Source organism: Pseudomonas sp. PIC25, from assembly GCF_002286785.1.
Lineage (GTDB): Bacteria > Pseudomonadota > Gammaproteobacteria > Pseudomonadales > Pseudomonadaceae > Pseudomonas_M.
In genome coordinates, this window is record NZ_MUJY01000154.1 from 100281 (window position 1) to 116207 (window position 15927).

The window sequence follows — 15927 nt, forward strand, 5'->3', positions numbered from 1 at the left end:
GACGTTTTTTTCACATCCCCTTGACCGGTCGTTGACGGTGGGCCGGTTAAGGTCCGGACCATCTTCCCTGGAGGTGGCCCATGAGCAGTCCCATCGAACTGGCGTTTTCGCAAAAGTACGATCAAGCACACGCCCAACAGTATCTGCACAAGCACCAGGACGGTCTCTGGCGGCGTTTGTCGCATTGGCGCGACGAGCAACTGGCGCGCCGTGCGTTGACTCTGGCCGGCGACCCCGGCCTTGTGCTCGATCTGCCCTGCGGTGCCGGACGCTTCTGGCCGCTGCTGGCGGAGAAGGCCAATCGGGTCATCATCGGTGCGGACAACTCGGCGGACATGTTGCGCACCGCCTGCGCCGCTCAGCCGGCGGAAGTGGTGCGAAAGGTACGACCCTTGCATACTTCTGCGTTCGCCATTGACCTGCCCGACAATGCCGTGGACAGCATCTTCTGCATGCGTCTGCTGCACCATATCGGCGAGACGGAACACCGCAGGGCTCTGCTTGGGGAGTGTCGGCGTGTCACCCGAGACAGCCTGATCGTTTCGCTGTGGGTCGACGGCAACTACAAGGCATGGAAGCGCAAGCGCCTGGAGCAACGCCGTCAACGCGAACGTGGGGAGGAAAGTTACCAGAACCGTTTCGTGTTACCGGTCGCCCAGGTCGAAAATGAATTCAGGCAGGCCGGGTTCCAGGTGCAGGAACGTCTGGATTTCCTGCCGCTGTATGCCATGTGGCGGGTCTATGTGCTGCGCAAACAATAACGAATAAGGGCGTGAAGGCCGTGTCGTATTCAGCTCAGGTTGGTGAAAACCAGTTTCAGCAGTGGTGGCAGATGCAGGGCGATTGGGTCGAGGCCCCCAATGTCCGGCGCGGGGGGCAGAGCGGCGTGCAACGCATGCGCATCGGCGACGGTCCCCTGTTGTATGCCAAGCGCCAGGTCGGCCACATCTACCGCAGCCTGCGTCATCCCTTCGGTCGCCCCACCGTTTTGCGCGAGCGCGATGCGCTACTCAGCCTGCAGCAACTCGGGGTGCAGGTGCCGGAAATTCATTTTTGCGGCGTCGAGCGCGACAGCGAGGCGGGATGGCGAGCGCTGCTGGTGACCGTCGATCTGAAGGGTTATCTGGAAATCGACCGGTGGTATGCCGAGGGTGGACGAGAGCGCTATGGTGAGCAGATTCACCGACGTCTGCTCGAGCAGATTGGCATCACTCTAGCCCGCATGCACCGGGGGCGCTGGCAGCATGGCTGCCTGTACGCCAAGCATGTGTTCGTGCGGGTGACCGGCGAGGGCGATGAGGCCCAGGTGGACGTGGCGCTGCTGGATCTGGAGAAAAGCCGGCGCCGTCTAAGCAGTCGACAGGCCGCTCGTCACGATATGCGGCAATTGCGGCGCCATTCGTCATGGAATGAAGCGGACTGGCAACAACTGATCTACGGTTATGAAACGGCGTTTGGCAGCGCTATCAGAGAGTTGCGGTCATGAAGCTAGAAATTGCTCGAGGTTTGTTCCTTGTCGGTGCACTGGGCGTGGCCTCCCTGGCTGCGGCCGCCTGGCATCAGCCGGGCCCTTCGGTCTTGAGCGATAGCGATGGATTTGGCTATTGCCGTATTCCTGCCAACGCTCGAACACATGCGGAACAGGTCAGGCCGGATCAGGATCTGTTGCTGTTCATGTTCAGCCTGACCCAGGGGCTCAAGCCCCAAGGGTGAGCCCCTTCGCCCCATCCACATTGGCTCCGCTTTTCTTAGGAGCCAGCTCTGCTGACGAAGGTCTTGCGGGGCTTAATTTCGCGCGCAGTTGAGCGAATGAGTTCGCCCGGAGAGCCCCTCTTCCGTCGGGGAAGAGGGGCCCGTGGCTCAATGAGCCGGGCTGGGTTGGGCGGCCGGCTGGGTGTCCGGCGAAGCCAGCAGGGTGTAGACGCAGGGCAGCACGAACAAGGTGAATAGCGTACCCACCGACATACCGGTGGCGATCACCAGGCCGATGTCGAAGCGACTCACTGCACCCGCGCCGGTCGCGAGGATCAGCGGCACCATGCCGAACACCATCGCTGCGGTGGTCATCAACACCGGACGCAGGCGGATCGAGGCGGCTTCCTCCACCGCTTCGCGGCGGGACAGTCCCTTCTCATGGCGTAGCTGGTTGGCGAACTCCACGATCAGGATGCCGTGCTTGCTGATCAGGCCGATCAGCGTCACCAGGCCCACCTGGGTGTAGATGTTCATGCTGGAGAAGCCGAGGAACAGCGGCACCAGCGCACCACAGATCGACAGCGGCACCGTTACCAGGATCACCAGCGGATCGCGGAAGCTCTCGAACTGCGCCGCCAGCACCAGGAAGATGATCGCCAGCGCCAGACCGAAGGTGACATAGAGCGCGCTGCCTTCCTGGACGAACTGCCGCGACGCGCCGGCATAGTCGAAGCCGAAGCCCTGCGGTGCCTCTTCTTCGGCGATCTGGCGGATGGTGTCGATGGCTTCGCCCATGCTCACCCCGGGCATGCCCTGGATGATCGCCGAGTTCAATTGCTGGAACTGGTTCAACTGGGTCGGCCGGGCGCGGTCGCTGACCTTGATCAGCGTCGACAGCGGCAGCAGTTCGCCGGCACCGTTCTTCACATAGTAACTGTTCAGCCAGCCCGGATTGTCGCGGTAGGCGCGCTCGACCTGGGCGATGACCTTGTAGCTGCGGCCATCGATGGTGAAGCGGTTGATTTCGCCTTCGCCGAGCAGGGTCGACAGGGTGGTGCCCAGGTCTTCCATGGACACGTCCATCTGCGCGGCTTTCTGCCGGTCGATCTCCACCACCACTTCCGGCTTGTCGAAGGCCAGGTCGACGTCCATGAAGTAGAACTTGCCGGTTTCCATGCCGCGTTGCTTGACCTTCTCAGCTACCTGCAGCAGCGATTGGTAGTCGCCAGGGGTGTTGATCACGAACTGGAACGGCAGGCCTTCGCCGGTACCGGGTAGGGATGGCAGGTTGAAGCCGAAGATCTGCAGGCCGGGAATCTGGTCGAGCTTGGCCTGCACCAGCGGCAGCAGTTCCATCTGGGTCCGCTCGCGCTCATCCCAGGGTTTGAGCAGGAAGCCGCCGATGCCCGACTGCACGCCGTTGAAGCCGTTGATCTGGAACGAGGAGTAGTACTCGGGGAACTCCTTGAAGATCTTCACGAACTGGTCGGTGTTGGCGTTCACGTAGTCCAGGTTGGTGGGCTGCGGCGAGGTGGACATCATGAACACGATTCCTTGGTCCTCGTCCGGTGCCAGCTCGCTCTTGGTGAACATCGGGTTGAGCATGACCGGGATCAGCGCCAGCACGATCAACGCGAACACCACCACCACCGGACGGGTATCCAGGGTCGCGTGGAGCAGATGCTGGTAGCGCACTTTCAGGCGCTCGAATAGATCGTCCAGCTTGTGCGCCAGGCCGGTCGGGTTCTCTTCGTGGCGCAACAGCTTGGCGCACATCATCGGCGACAGGGTGAGCGCGACGATGCCGGAGATGATCACCGCACCGGCGAGGGTGAAGGCGAACTCCTTGAACAGTGCCCCGGTGAGCCCTTCGAGGAAGCCGATGGGAGCGTACACCGCCGCCAGGGTGATGGTCATTGCCACCACCGGTGTGGCGATCTCGCGGGCACCTTCCAGCGCCGCTTCGAACGGGGTCTTACCCTCTTCGATGTGGCGGTGGATGTTCTCCACCACGACGATGGCATCGTCCACCACCAGGCCGATCGCCAGCACCATGGCCAGCAGGGTCAGCAGGTTGATCGAGTAGCCCATCATCTGCATGAAGAACAGCACGCCGATCATCGACAGCGGGATGGTCACCACCGGGATCAGTACCGAGCGGAAGGCGCCGAGGAACAGGAACACCACCACGATCACGATCAGCACCGCTTCGCCGAGGGTCTTGACCACTTCGTCGATGGACGCCTGGATGAACTGGGTGGCGTCATAGGCGATTGACACCTTCAGGTTCGGCGGCAACTGGGCTTCGATCTCGGGCAGAATCTTGCGGACTTCCTTGATCACATCCAGCGGGTTGGCGCTGGGCGTGCCCTTGACGGCGATATAAACGGAGGGGATGCCGTCGAAGGAGCTGATCGAGTCGTAGGTTTCCGCCCCCATTTCCACCCGTGCCACATCGCCGATCAGCACACGGCTGTCGCCTTCGGTCTTCAGCGGGATGGCGGCGAAGGCCTCGGGCGATTTCAGGTCGGTCTCGGCGTTGATGCTGGTGACCACGTACTGGCCCTTCACCTCGCCGGCGGCGGAGAGGAAGTTGTACTTGCGCACCGCTTCGTTGACGTCGGCGGCGGTCACCCCGTAGGCGGCCAGACGCACCGGGTCGAGCCAGAGACGCATGGCGAACACCTGGTTGCCAAGGATTTCCGCCTCGGCCATGCCGGGCAGGGTGGCCAGCTTGGGCTGGATGACCCGCGACAGGTAGTCGGTGATCTGCGGGTTGGACAGCTCGTCGCTGTAGAAGCTGATATACATCAGCGCCGAGGCGTCCGCCGCTTCCTTGCTCAGCACCGGGTCTTCGGCGTCCTGCGGCAACTGGTTCTTGACCTCGTTGGCCTTGGCCAGCAGCTCGGTGAACAGCCGGTCGGTGTTGGCGCCGATGCGCGCGTAGATCGAGATGACCGAGGCGTTCTGCCGGCTGACCGAGGTCATGTAGTCGATGCCTTCGGCGCTGGCCAGGCTCTGCTGCAGCGGCTGGGTGATATAGCCCTGGATCGTCTCGGCGTTGGCGCCCGGGTAACTGGTGGTCACCGTGATGAGGGCGTTTTCCATCTGCGGGTACTGGCGGATGGTCAGCTTGCTGAACGCCTGGAAGCCCAGGAGCACGATCAGCAGGCTGACGACCGTAGCCAGCACCGGGCGACGGATGAACGGATCGGTAAAAGCCATGACGGTTTTCCTTATCGTCGGCCGCCGCTCACTGAGCGGCGCCGGTCTGGCTGTTCGGTTCGGCGGGGAGGGCCAGGCTGTCGACGATGGCCACATGGGCACCGCTGTCCAGCTTCAACTGGCCGTCGGTGACGATGCGCTCGCCGGCCTGCAGGCCCTTGAGGATCACCACCCAGCCGTCGCGGCGTTGGCCGGTCTCGACGAAGCGGCGCTCCACCACCAGGACGGGCTGGCCTTTCTCGTCTTTCTGCACGTTGCCCTGCTCGTCCTTCTTCTCGGCGATCACGTAGACCGAATTGCCGTAGAGGGTATAGGTGATCGCGGTTTCCGGGACGCGTACGCGCGAGGTTTCCTCGGGCAGCAGCACGTCGAGGTTGGCGAACATGCCCGGCAGCAGCTTCTCGTCCGGATTGCCGAGGGTGGCGCGCACCTGCAGGTTGCGAGTGGTGGTTTCCACCTTCGGGTTGATCGCACTGATCTGGCCTTCGAAGACTTCGCCCGGATACGCCGCGACGCTGACCCGGACGCGTTGGCCGATGGCCAGTTGCGGAGCGTTCTGTTCCGGCAGGAAGAAGTCCACGTAGAGCGTGCTGAGGTCCTGCAAGGTGGCGATGGTGGTGCCGGAGGCCAAATAGTCGCCGACATCCACCTGGCGGATACCGATGGTGCCGGCGAAGGGCGCAAGGATGCGCTTCTTGGCCAGGGTGGCCTTCAACTGGGCGACGCTGGCATTGGATTTCTCCAGCGTGGCGGCCAGGCGGTCGAATTCGCTCTTGGATATCGCCTGGCGGCCGACCAGATTGCGGCCGCGTTCGAATTCAACGCGGGCCAGGCCCAGTTCGGCTTCGGCAGTGGCGAGGCTGGCCTTCTCCACGTCGCTGTCCATCTGGATCAGCGGTTGGTTCAGGCTGACCTTCTCGCCGGAGCGGAACAGCACGTCGCGGACGGTGCCGGCGACCTCGACGGTCAGGTCGATGCCCTGGTAGGCCTTCAGCGTACCGATGGCTGGCAGGCGGGTCTGCCAGGGGCCTTCCTCGGCGGTCACGGCACCGACGTTGATCGGCGGCTGCGGCGCGGAGAACTGCTGAATCTGCTGGAAGATGGAGAAGCCTTTGTAGGCGGCGAGGGCGAGAATCACGAGAACGACGACGCCCAACATGATGAGCATGCGGCGGAGCAACATATTCCGTTTCCTTGGCAAAACAGGGGAGGCCTGGGAATAGGCGAGCTGAGCACCTTAGTACCAGTTGACGGGTTAGTCAAAAGCCAGCAATTGCAAAAGATTGCGGTTTTCCAGGCGGGGGCCGACTGTGCCACAGGGAAAGGAGCCGTACTGCCGCGTATTTCCCAGTTCGCGGAGATGCGTCAGGCAAGGTGAACGGCCCCGTCCGTGCAGGCACGGGCGGGGCTGATAGCGATCAGGCGCTGAGGCGGCGGGTCAGGTTGCTGAGCTCGCCGGAGAGACTGTGCAGGTCCTGGCTGGCGGCCTCGGTGCGCTGCACGTTTTCCTGGTTGGTGGTGGCGATGGCGGTGATCTCGGTGAGGTTGCGCGAGATGTCTTCGGCCACCGAAGTCTGCTCTTCGGCGGCGGTTGCGATCTGCCGGTTCATGTCGCGGATCGCCTCCACCGCGCCGGTGATGCGTTGCAGCATGAGACCGGCCTCGGTGACCTGCTCGACACCGGCCTCGCTGCGGCTCTGGCCACTCTCGATGGCGCGTACGGCGTTCACCGCGCCGGTCTGTACAGTGTCGATGATCTGGTGGATTTCCGCCGTGGATTCGGCGGTGCGCTGGGCCAGGGTGCGCACCTCGTCGGCGACCACCGCAAAGCCGCGTCCGGCTTCTCCGGCGCGTGCCGCCTCGATGGCCGCGTTCAGCGCCAGCAGGTTGGTCTGGTCGGCGATGCCGCGAATCACCTCGAGCACCTTGCCGATCCGGCCGCTGTCGTTTTCCAGGCGGCGGATCACGTCGGCCGTGCTGGCGATTTCGCCACGGATGTCGGTGATGGTCTGGATGGTCGAGCGCATCACCGTCTCGCCCTGACGTGCCGAGTTGTCGGCGTCGTCCGCCGCGGCGGCGGCTTCGGCGGCGTGCCGCGCGACCTCCTGGGCGGTGGCGGACATCTCATGCATCGCCGTGGCGACCTGATCGGTGCGCGAAAACTGCTCGCGGGTACCCTGGGCCATCAGCGTGGCGATGGCATTCAACTCGCCGCTGGCGTTGTCCAGGTCGGCGGTGCTGCGTTTGAGGCGGGTGAAGGTATCGGCGAGGAAGTCACGCAAGGTATTGGCGGCTGCGGCCAGCCGGCCCAGCTCGTCGCGGCGGTCGGTGGCGACACGCTCGCCGAAGTGGCCCTGGCTGAGCTGGGCGATGTGATCGATCAGCGAGCGGATCGGGTCGATCAGGTTACGGTTGATCAGCCATAGGCTGAGCAGGCCGATCAGCAGGCTGGAGACCAGCATGACCACGGTGCCGAACAGGATGGTGCGGTCGGCGGAGGCGCTGATGTCGTCGGCGCTGCGGGTGGCGCGGGCGCGGAGTTCGTCCACGAGTGCGCTCATCTGTTCGCTGGCGGCGCGGTCGATGCCTTTCACCGCGGCGTCTCCGGCATGCGGATCGGCATCCGCGCCGACGAAGGCGTCACGACCCTTGCGGTAAGCCGCGCCCAGGGAACGGTGTTCCTCGCGCAGGCGCTCGATGCGATCCTTCAGGCTGGCGTCGAGGTCGGGCAGGTTGGCCAGATGGCCGAGCGTATCCTGGACCTTGCGCTCTTCGGCCTCGAACTGGCTCCAGTATTTATCCAGGTCGGCTGGTTGCCGGCCGCGCAGCAGCACGTTCTTCCATTCTTGCACCTGTACCTTGAATTGCAGGTTGGCCTGGTCGACCAGGCGCGAGGCTTCCAGCGGGCCTTCCAGCAGACCGCGGTAGGTCTGGATGCCATTGGACAAGAAGCTGAAGCAGGCGAGAGCGATCAGCAGGATCAGCGCCAGGCTGCCGCCCAGCAAGGTGAGAATCTGTGCACGCAAGGAGCGTTGCAAGGACATGGTCGAGCCTCGTATAGCCAAAGGAAGGACTGACGCCTAAGGCGTAATCGGGAATGGCACATCCTTGTCGCGGGCGAGCGAGCCCCCGCACCGCCGCCGGGCAAGACCGGTGCGATGCTGAGTATAGGTCGGCGTTAGAAGTCGATTCTTGAGATGCGATTCACATTTTTTGCGTAGTGGATCGCTCTCGGCGGGGGTCAGGCAAGGCGCAGATGGTTGTCCCACAACCCGGCGGGCAGCTCCAGCGGGCGGCCGACGATCTGCTCGCCGCGGCAATCGTAGAGTCGGCAGCGGCCCACGCCGGCGGTGACCACGAAACCATCGGCCACCGCGCCGACGCCAGCGCAGTCTGGCAGCGGCGCCTCCAGGCGCAGCTCGGCGCTGTCCAGGTCCCAGACGAAGAAGCGGTTGCCGCGTGGCGCGGTCAGCGCCAGCAGGCGCAGTTCATCGTGGATTGCCAGGCTGGCGGTGTACTGGTTCATGGTCAGGCGCTGCGCCTCGCCGACCGGGAACGGCTGGAACGGCTGGCCGGGGCGCTTGATCGCCAGCAGCGGCGCGCTGTCCATGGGGTCGCCTTCGTACTGCTGGCCGGAGACGATGGTACCGTCGGCAGCCACCGCCAGGTGACGCACGCTGTTCATCCGCTCGGGCAACTGCTCCTTGCTGATCAGGCTGCCGTCGCGGCGCATCAGCACCAGGCTCGGTTCCATGGCGTCGAGGTTCATCATTACCCGGCTGTCGGCCTCGGTGCGGATGCCGCCGTTGGCCACCACCAGGGTTTCGCCGTCGGGCATCCACAGCAGCTGATGCGGGCCTATGCCATGGGTGGAGTGTTCGGCGCTACGCACCAGGCGCTCGCCGTCCAGCCGATACACGCCGAGCACCCCACGGCCGGGATCGCGGGTGTCGTTCTCGGTGCTGTAGAACCACTCGCCATCCTTGTGGAACTGGCCATGGCCATAGAAGTGGCGGTCCTGGGGCGAGGCCAGCACTTGCAGCAGGCGACCGTCGCGGGTGTCGATCAGGTAACTTTCGCGGCTCGGCCGGCGACCGACGAACACCGCCAGCGGCAGGTGCGGATGCGGCACCACGTCATGGCAGCGTTCGGCGACCGGGGTGGCGAACGCCCGGCTGCCGTCCAGCCGATAGCCGACCGCGTAGTGCTTGCCGTCGCTGTCGTCGCGGGCGGACAGCAGCAGCGGCTGGTGCCCATGGCGGGCCAGGGTCCAGCCACCGAAGGCTGAGGCGGCGAGCAGCGCGCTACCCAGCCCGAGAAAGGCTCTGCGGCGCATGGCTCAGTCTCCGTCGTGGGCGTTGAACCCGAGCTGGATGCCCAGCGCCTTGGCCAGCTCGCCCTCGTGCAGGCGGTGCAGGGTGTTGAGGCTGTCGTAGACCTCGTTCAATGCCTGGCGGCCCTGCTCGTCGGTGATCAGCTCGGTCAGCGGGCGCTGCAGATCGGCGATGCGCTGGCGGGTATCGGCGTAGGCGGCATCCAGGCGCTTCACCAGCTCGGCCTGATCGGCAGGAAGCAGGGCCTTTACGCCGTCATCGTTGGCACCGCGCCAGAGACGCTCGGCGCTCGCCAGGCTGGCGGCGATGCTGGCCAGCGAAGCCTGGCTGCGCCACGCTTCGGCCTGGTACGGCTGCGGGACGCCCTTGCTCTGCCGGCCCAGCGGGGTGCCGAGCTTCTTCTTCAGCGCATCCAGGGCGGTCACCTGGGCGCGCAGCAGCTCGGCCATCGCTTCGCCGGAATCGGCATAGCGGTCGTTGGGGAATTTCTTCAATTGCACGGCCATGCCGGCATCGCCCTGCCACTGGGTGAGCGTCTGGTCGGCGAGGGCCTTCTGGTGTTGGCCGATGGCGACGATCAGCGGGCAGTAGCGGTTCTTCTGGGCGGCGTCGTTGAGGTCGATGGCGCTGTCGAACAGCACGTACTCGTAGGCGGTCAGCCCCTGGACCACCACGCTGGCCTTGTCCAGGTCGGCGACGCCCAGTTCCGGTTTGCTCTTGATCAGTGCTTCCACCTGACGCGCCACCAGGTTCTTCTTGTCCGGCCAGAACTGCACCTGCCAGGTGCGGTTGCCTTCCGCCAGCGGCCCGACCAGCAGCGGCTGCAGGCCGGCCCAGGCGCTCTGCGCGGTGAGGAAGGCCTGGCGCGCGGCCGGCAGGTCCTGGCTGCCGTCGCAGAAGGCCTTGCCGCTGGCGGCGAGCTGATGGTCGGCTTCGGTCCAGGCGGCGTAGGCCGGTAGCAGCACGCTGTCGGCGAGTACGGCGCTGACGCTGCGCTGTTCGTCCTTCGGCGAGCAGGCGCTCAGCGCGAGACCGGTGAGGGTGGCGACGGCAACGCTGATCAGGCGAGGGCGGAACATGGTTCGGCTCCTTAGAGTGAATTCAGGAAGGCCAGCAGCGCGGCGCGCTGCTCGGCATCGAAGCGTAGGACATTCTGCTTGGCGGCCTCGGCTTCGCCGCCGTGCCAGAGGATCGCCTCCAGCAGGTTGCGGGCGCGGCCGTCGTGCAGGAACAGGGTATGGCCGTTGACCGTTTCCGTCAGACCGATACCCCACAGCGGCGGCGTGCGCCATTCGCTGCCGCTGGCCTGGAACTCCGGGCGGCCGTCCGCCAGACCTTCGCCCATGTCGTGCAGCAGCAGGTCGGTATACGGGCGGATGCTCTGGCTGGCCAGCTCCGGCTCGGCGGCGTCGACGGCCGTCTCGAAGCGCGGGGTGTGGCAGTTCTGGCAACCGGCCTGGTGGAACAGCCCCTTGCCGGCCAGCACCTGCGGATCCTCGACCCGGCGGCGTGCCGGCACGCCGAGGTTGCGCGAGTAGAACAGCACGCTGGCGAGGATGTTGTCGCTGACCTCCGGCGAACCGCCGTTGGGTGCGGCGCGGCAGTCGGCCTGCGCCTCGGTGCAATCGTCGGCGGTGAGCAGCGCGGTGGTCAGGCCCATGTCGCCGGCGAAGGCGTGGGCGTTCTGCTGGTTCAGGCTGGGTTGTCCGGCCTTCCAGCCGAAGCGCCCGAGCACGGTGCGCTGCGCGACGTCGTCCCAGACCCGGTTGGGGCGCCCGGAGATGCCGTTGCCGTCGCTGTCGTCGGGATCGGCGTTGGCCAGGATCGCCGCCTCGGGAATGGCTTCCAGCAGGCCGAGGCCGATCATCGGCGGGGCGACGCGGGCGGAGAACATCGTTTGCGGATGCATCGGCCCGTAGCCGAGCTGGCTGACCGCGAGGGTGGGCTTGCGCAGCTCGACTTCGCTGCCATCGGCGAAGCGCACGGTTTCGGTTTCATACTCGAAACGTACCTTGCCTTCCGGGGCGACGCCGGGGATGGCCATGTCCTGCAACTGGCCACCGTAGACCGGCTCGGGCACCACACCCAGGCGCTCGATCAGGTGCGCCTGTTCCGCCGAGGCGGGAATCGACAGGCGTACCAGCATGGACACCGCCTGGATCGCATCCGGCCCCGGTGGGTGGCCGCGGCCGTCCTTGATATGGCAGTTCTGGCAGGCATTGGTGTTGAACAGTGGTCCCAGCCCGTCGCGGGCCGTGGTGGTGGCCGGCGCCATCACCCAGGGATTGCGGAAGAAGCTGTTGCCGACGCTGAAATCCAATCGGCGCGACGGCGAGAGATTCGCCGAGGGCAGGGAAAAGGCATTGCCGTCCTGCTTGTGTACCGTGGCGCTGCCGGCGGAGAGGGCTTCGCCGGGTTCGGCCGCGTCGAAACGGGGCCGGTCTTCACAGGCGGCGAGGCTCAGGGCCAGCAGCAAGGGAGACACGCGAAGCAAGGCAGACATCATGACATCCAGGGGGCGTAAAGGCGGCGGGCAATCTTAGCAGGCCGGGCGGGCGGGAATAAGAGAGATTTGCGTTCGTTACACTTCGTGGCGGCGCTCCGCAAGCGTCCGGTCTCCCGAAAAAAAGCGAGGCCCGGCGCTTTGGCCGGGCCTCGGGGTATTGCACATGCGGCGATGTGCCACATGCCGGGCGACGCGGATCAGAATTCGTGATCGGCGTTGTCCGGGTTCAGGTCGCTGATGCCCAGCTTGGCCGCGGCCTGCTCGATGGCGCCGGTCTGCTTGACCAGGGCAGCGATGGCGTCGCGCACCAGCGTCTGGCCTTCGGTGTTATCGGCGGCGATCAACTGGTCGAAGTGCACGTTGTTCTTCTCGGCACTGTCCACCAGGGCCTGCAGCTTGGCTTCGGTGGCTTCCAGGTCGGCCTTCAGGGTGTTGTCGGCCTGGGCGTCGATCTTCGCCACCAGTTCGGACAGGCTCGGGCCGGTCAGGGTGGTGCCGTCGACACGCTTGTACTCGCCCAGGTAGACGTTGCGGATGCCCTTGCCGTTGTAGAAATGCGAGTGGTGGGTGTTGTCGCTGAAGCAGTCGTGCTCGTCTTCGGTGGAGTTGGCTTCCAGGGCGACCTTCATGCGCTCGCCGGCCAGCTCGCCGAGAGACAGGCTGCCCATGCCGAACAGCATCTTGCGCAGGCCGTTCTCGGCGGCCTCGCCTTCCAGGGTGGCGCGGTAGTTGTCGGCCACGTTCGGCTGCCACTGGGCAACCATGTCTTCCAGGTCTTTCACCAGCAGATCGGTAGCGGCCTTCAGGTAGGCGCGACGACGTTCGCAATGGCCGCCGGTGCAGCCTTCGCCGGTCACGTAGTCGGTAGCCGGGCGATTGCCGGCGCCGGGGTTGGTGCCGTTCAGGTCCTGGCCCCAGAGAAGGAATTCGATGGCGTGGTAGCCAGTGGCAACGTTGGCTTCGGAACCGCCCAGCTCGTTCAGGCTGGCCAGCTTCTCACCGGTGATCTCGGTGACGTCGATCTTGTCTTCGCCGACTTGGATCTCGGTGTTGGCGATGATGTTGGCGGTGGCGCCGGGGTTGCCCAGGGCGTGCTGGTAGTCGCCGGCCACATAGTCGATCAGGCCTTCGTCCAGCGGCCAGGCGTTCAGTTGGCCTTCCCAGTCGTCCACCACCGGGTTGCCGAAGCGGAAGACTTCGCTCTGCATGTACGGTACGCGGGCAGCCAGCCAGGCCTCGCGGGCGGCCTTCAGGGTTTCGTCGCTGGGGTTGGCCAGCAGGGCATCGACCGCCTGCTGCAGCGCCTTGCCGGTGGAGAGGGCATCGCTGAACACGGCCAGGGCGATGTCGGCGTAGTGCTTCACCACGGCCTTGGCGGCGGCTTCGTCGACCTTGCCGGCTGCGGGGGCCGGGGCTGCGCTGCTCTGGCTGGCGGCAGGCGCCGGGGCGGAGGCTTGCGGCGCGGCGGCTTTTTCCTTGTCGTCACCGCAACCGGCGAGGGAAATGGCGATAGCCAACAGACTGGCGGTGGCCAGGGGCATACGAATCATGGGCGAAGTCCTTGCGTCTGAGAGTGGCAATGCGCAGGTGCGCGCGTAAAACCGTAACATAATGCGAAAGATTTGCATTTTTGGAAAGGCCATGCAAAGCGGCAAAGCCAGGCAGGACGTGCGAAAGGTCTCCATTTGCCTCCTCCGGTGCCGTTAGAATGCCATCGTCCAAACAGGGAGAGTCCCCATGAGCCTCGTCAGCGTCGCCATCCTCGTCGTGCTGTTCCTCGCCGCCGCCTATGCGGTCATCCTCTATAACGCGCTGGTACGGCTGAAGCACGGCGTGAGCAAGGCCTGGGCGAACATCGACGTGCTGCTCAAGCAGCGCCACGAAGAATTGCCCAAGCTGGTGGAAACCTGCAAGCAATACATGCAGTACGAACAGACCACCTTGGAAAAGGTCATTTCCGCCCGCAACGCCGTGGCCAGCGCCCGCGAGAAGGGCGACGTCGGTGCCCTGGGCAAGGCCGAAACCGGTCTGCGCGCCGGCCTCGGCCAGCTCTTCGCCCTGGCCGAGAACTACCCGCAACTGAAGGCTAACGACAGCTTCCAGCATCTGCAGCAGCGCATCACCGGGCTGGAGAACGGCATCGCCGACCGCCGCGAGCTGTACAACGAGGCGGTCAACCTGAATAACGTGCGCATCGAGCAGTTCCCCGACGTGATCATCGCCAACCTGTTTGGTTTCAAGGCGGCGGAATTGCTCCAGTTCAGCGAGGCCGAAAAGGCCGACGTGAACATCAAAGCCCTGTTCGGCTGAGCCCATGGACGTTCCAGGGCTGGCCGTCAGCCTGTCGTTCAGTCTCGGCGCCTGCGTTGGCGGCGGCTGGTGGTGCCTGCGTCGCCTGCGCGAGGCGCGCTACCTGCTGGATACGCCGACCTCGAAAATCCGCTCTGCCGCGCAAGGCTACGTCGAGCTGTACGGCATTCTTCACGGGTTGCCGGACGCCGTGATCACCGGCCCGCTGACCGGCAAACCGTGTGTCTGGTGGCGCTTCCGCATCGAGGAGCTTCAGTCCGACGGCAAGAAAAGCCGCTGGCGTGTGGTCGAGAGCGGTACCAGCGAGGCCTGGCTGCGGCTCTCCGACAACACTGGCGAGTGCCTGATCAACCCGCGTGGCGCGGAAGTCCGCCCCGCCACCCGCCAGAGCTGGCAGGGCTCGATGCGCCACCCGCTGCGCATCGAACCCAGCGGCGGATTCTTCGGCTTCCTCACCGGAGGCAAGCAATACCGCTACATCGAAGAGCGTCTGCATGCCGGCGAGCCGCTCTACGCCATCGGCGAGTTCCGCAGCCTGGGAGGTGGTCGCCAGGGCCTGGATGCCAGCGCGGCACAGGCGGCGATCATCCGCGAATGGAAGGGCGATTTCGCTGGTCTGTTGCAGCGTTTCGATGCCGACAACAATGGCCAGCTCGACGAGCAGGAATGGAACCGCGTGCGCCTGGCCGCCCAGCTCGAGGCGGAGGACCGCCATCGCAAAGCCAGCACCCAGCCGACGCAAAACCACATGGTCTGCCCGGAGGAGTCCCAGCCCTTCATCCTGTCCAGCCATGGGGAGGACGAAATCGCCCGCCGTTTCCGCTGGCAGGCCGCCGGCGGCGCCATCCTCTGTCTGGTGGGCGCCGTGGCTACCGTTTACTTGCTACAGGTGGTGGGGTTGGTTTAGCAGGCCGTTGAAAACTACCTGCATTGCCGATACGGCGTTAAAAACGACCTCGGATGCGAGCGCCAGGCTAGGCGCCCCCATCAAAATGCTCATTTACAGCACGTAAAGTCGAATGCGACCCCAGTCGCTTCTTCGGTCGTTTTTGTGGGGCAGCCGAGGCCTTGTCTCGGCTGCCTCGCCTACGTTTTTCAACGGCCTGTTAGCGAGTAGGTGGGAGGGCGGTGCCGCCCTTTCTCATTCGTCTGCCGAGGAGGCATTCAGATCGGCCAGTGCATCCGGGCTGCTCTTGAAAGCCTTGGCGAACACCTCGCGGTTCTTCGCCATGAAAATCCCGATCTCCTCGACCTGCTGTTCGCTCAACGACGGCACTGCCTTCTGCAATACCTCCGCCAGGGACTCCGCCAGTTCCAGCATCTTGTCATGACGATCGGCTTCGGCTTTATCCATGAACAAACGCTCCGGGTCTCGGCTGCTGCGGTACACCACTTCAACGGCCATTCACCACCTCACATGCCTTTGGGGTTCTGAAAATACTGTTTATCCGTACAGTATAGAGAGGTCGTCAGCCAAAGCACAACCCGGCCGACCAGACGAATGCTGGCCGACACGACAGCGCCGTGGCAACTATCGGGCCGCCACGGCGCCTGCGTACATCATGAAAGCCAGCTACCGCCGCTGCGCGAACGCTGCTTCGTACAGCCCGGCCGCATCGCTCAACAAGAGATGGAAAGCCGCAAACACCCGGCTGTCATCCAACTGCTGATCGCCGCAGAACAACACCAGTGCCAACTGCTGCGCCGCATCCAGCCGCTCCTGGGCCGACTCGTACAACTCCAGTGCGCTTTGGCTGGCATCGACGTACAGCACTGGCTTGCCGGCAGGGGTGAAAGAGGGAAGGGGACGATAATCAGGCATGGCACACCTCCGGGCGGAGGCTGACCAAGGGCAAC

At 64.8% G+C, this 15927-nt stretch carries 14 protein-coding genes and 1 pseudogene; 5 read left to right on the forward strand and 10 right to left on the reverse strand.

What is annotated here, in order from left to right:
• Nucleotides 1-80 precede the first annotated feature (80 nt).
• The 3 genes from BZL41_RS19565 to BZL41_RS19575 all read left to right on the forward strand — a co-directional run bounded on the left by BZL41_RS19565 (nucleotide 81) and on the right by BZL41_RS19575 (nucleotide 1713).
• Nucleotides 81-761, forward strand: coding sequence for a class I SAM-dependent methyltransferase (locus tag BZL41_RS19565; RefSeq protein WP_095600838.1), 681 nt, complete (start codon nucleotides 81-83; stop codon nucleotides 759-761).
• 71 nt (nucleotides 762-832) lie between these two features.
• The gene (locus tag BZL41_RS19570) at nucleotides 833-1486 is read left to right on the forward strand and encodes a lipopolysaccharide kinase InaA family protein (RefSeq protein ID WP_095600839.1); all 654 of its coding nucleotides are present in this window, start codon (nucleotides 833-835) and stop codon (nucleotides 1484-1486) included.
• On the forward strand, nucleotides 1483-1713 hold the full coding sequence (locus BZL41_RS19575; RefSeq protein WP_095600840.1) for a hypothetical protein: 231 nt from the start codon (nucleotides 1483-1485) through the stop codon (nucleotides 1711-1713). The genes BZL41_RS19570 and BZL41_RS19575 overlap by 4 nt, the downstream gene beginning before the upstream one ends.
• Before the next feature lie 147 nt (nucleotides 1714-1860).
• Here the strand turns inward: BZL41_RS19575 and BZL41_RS19580 are convergent, their stop codons facing one another.
• The 8 genes and pseudogenes from BZL41_RS19580 to BZL41_RS19610 all read right to left on the reverse strand — a co-directional run bounded on the left by BZL41_RS19580 (nucleotide 1861) and on the right by BZL41_RS19610 (nucleotide 13310).
• Nucleotides 1861-4920: a multidrug efflux RND transporter permease subunit gene (locus BZL41_RS19580; protein ID WP_095600841.1), complete on the reverse strand. Its 3060-nt coding sequence runs from the start codon at nucleotides 4918-4920 to the stop codon at nucleotides 1861-1863.
• A 28-nt stretch (nucleotides 4921-4948) separates the two neighbouring features.
• Nucleotides 4949-6103, reverse strand: coding sequence for an efflux RND transporter periplasmic adaptor subunit (locus tag BZL41_RS19585; protein ID WP_095600842.1), 1155 nt, complete (start codon nucleotides 6101-6103; stop codon nucleotides 4949-4951).
• A gap of 235 nt (nucleotides 6104-6338) precedes the next feature.
• Nucleotides 6339-7106, reverse strand: coding sequence for a methyl-accepting chemotaxis protein (locus tag BZL41_RS29485; RefSeq protein WP_371916555.1), 768 nt, complete (start codon nucleotides 7104-7106; stop codon nucleotides 6339-6341).
• A 165-nt stretch (nucleotides 7107-7271) separates the two neighbouring features.
• A pseudogene (locus tag BZL41_RS29490) lies at nucleotides 7272-7964 on the reverse strand (methyl-accepting chemotaxis protein); the annotation flags it as partial.
• A gap of 197 nt (nucleotides 7965-8161) precedes the next feature.
• Entirely contained in the window at nucleotides 8162-9256 is a 1095-nt protein-coding gene (locus tag BZL41_RS19595; protein ID WP_095600844.1) for a DUF1513 domain-containing protein, read from the reverse strand.
• Nucleotides 9257-9259: 3 nt separating this feature from the next.
• A complete protein-coding gene (locus BZL41_RS19600) occupies nucleotides 9260-10333 on the reverse strand; it encodes an imelysin family protein (protein ID WP_095600845.1) in 1074 nt (357 codons plus the stop codon).
• Nucleotides 10334-10344: 11 nt separating this feature from the next.
• On the reverse strand, nucleotides 10345-11760 hold the full coding sequence (locus BZL41_RS19605; protein ID WP_095600846.1) for a di-heme oxidoredictase family protein: 1416 nt from the start codon (nucleotides 11758-11760) through the stop codon (nucleotides 10345-10347).
• A 197-nt stretch (nucleotides 11761-11957) separates the two neighbouring features.
• Nucleotides 11958-13310 (reverse strand): imelysin family protein, encoded by a 1353-nt coding sequence (locus tag BZL41_RS19610; RefSeq protein ID WP_095600847.1) that lies wholly within the window; start codon nucleotides 13308-13310, stop codon nucleotides 11958-11960.
• A 187-nt stretch (nucleotides 13311-13497) separates the two neighbouring features.
• Between BZL41_RS19610 and BZL41_RS19615 the strand changes: the two genes are divergently transcribed.
• Together BZL41_RS19615 and BZL41_RS19620 are read left to right on the forward strand one after the other, a co-directional pair.
• Nucleotides 13498-14070, forward strand: coding sequence for a LemA family protein (locus BZL41_RS19615; protein ID WP_095600848.1), 573 nt, complete (start codon nucleotides 13498-13500; stop codon nucleotides 14068-14070).
• Between the two features lie 4 nt (nucleotides 14071-14074).
• Nucleotides 14075-14977, forward strand: coding sequence for a GIDE domain-containing protein (locus BZL41_RS19620; protein ID WP_095600849.1), 903 nt, complete (start codon nucleotides 14075-14077; stop codon nucleotides 14975-14977).
• A gap of 234 nt (nucleotides 14978-15211) precedes the next feature.
• Here BZL41_RS19620 and BZL41_RS19625 read toward each other — a convergent pair whose 3' ends face one another.
• Together BZL41_RS19625 and BZL41_RS19630 are read right to left on the reverse strand one after the other, a co-directional pair.
• Nucleotides 15212-15475 carry a YebG family protein gene (locus BZL41_RS19625; protein ID WP_084336708.1) on the reverse strand — a complete coding sequence of 88 codons (264 nt, stop codon included), beginning with the start codon at nucleotides 15473-15475 and terminating at the stop codon, nucleotides 15212-15214.
• Between the two features lie 168 nt (nucleotides 15476-15643).
• Complete coding sequence (locus BZL41_RS19630) at nucleotides 15644-15892, reverse strand: hypothetical protein (RefSeq protein WP_095600850.1); 249 nt, start codon at nucleotides 15890-15892, stop codon at nucleotides 15644-15646.
• Between the last annotated feature and the right edge of the window lie 35 nt (nucleotides 15893-15927).

Bases quoted from the DNA above. Each gene is read 5' to 3' on its own strand.
- BZL41_RS19565 (WP_095600838.1), top strand. From the start codon at position 81: ATGAGCAGTCCCATCGAACTGGCGTTTTCGCAAAAGTACGATCAAGCA.
- BZL41_RS19570 (WP_095600839.1), top strand. From the start codon at position 833: ATGCAGGGCGATTGGGTCGAGGCCCCCAATGTCCGGCGCGGGGGGCAG.
- BZL41_RS19575 (WP_095600840.1), top strand. From the start codon at position 1,483: ATGAAGCTAGAAATTGCTCGAGGTTTGTTCCTTGTCGGTGCACTGGGC.
- BZL41_RS19580 (WP_095600841.1), bottom strand. From the start codon at position 4,920: ATGGCTTTTACCGATCCGTTCATCCGTCGCCCGGTGCTGGCTACGGTC.
- BZL41_RS19585 (WP_095600842.1), bottom strand. From the start codon at position 6,103: ATGTTGCTCCGCCGCATGCTCATCATGTTGGGCGTCGTCGTTCTCGTG.
- BZL41_RS29485 (WP_371916555.1), bottom strand. From the start codon at position 7,106: ATGGCCCAGGGTACCCGCGAGCAGTTTTCGCGCACCGATCAGGTCGCC.
- BZL41_RS19595 (WP_095600844.1), bottom strand. From the start codon at position 9,256: ATGCGCCGCAGAGCCTTTCTCGGGCTGGGTAGCGCGCTGCTCGCCGCC.
- BZL41_RS19600 (WP_095600845.1), bottom strand. From the start codon at position 10,333: ATGTTCCGCCCTCGCCTGATCAGCGTTGCCGTCGCCACCCTCACCGGT.
- BZL41_RS19605 (WP_095600846.1), bottom strand. From the start codon at position 11,760: ATGATGTCTGCCTTGCTTCGCGTGTCTCCCTTGCTGCTGGCCCTGAGC.
- BZL41_RS19610 (WP_095600847.1), bottom strand. From the start codon at position 13,310: ATGATTCGTATGCCCCTGGCCACCGCCAGTCTGTTGGCTATCGCCATT.
- BZL41_RS19615 (WP_095600848.1), top strand. From the start codon at position 13,498: ATGAGCCTCGTCAGCGTCGCCATCCTCGTCGTGCTGTTCCTCGCCGCC.
- BZL41_RS19620 (WP_095600849.1), top strand. From the start codon at position 14,075: ATGGACGTTCCAGGGCTGGCCGTCAGCCTGTCGTTCAGTCTCGGCGCC.
- BZL41_RS19625 (WP_084336708.1), bottom strand. From the start codon at position 15,475: ATGGCCGTTGAAGTGGTGTACCGCAGCAGCCGAGACCCGGAGCGTTTG.
- BZL41_RS19630 (WP_095600850.1), bottom strand. From the start codon at position 15,892: ATGCCTGATTATCGTCCCCTTCCCTCTTTCACCCCTGCCGGCAAGCCA.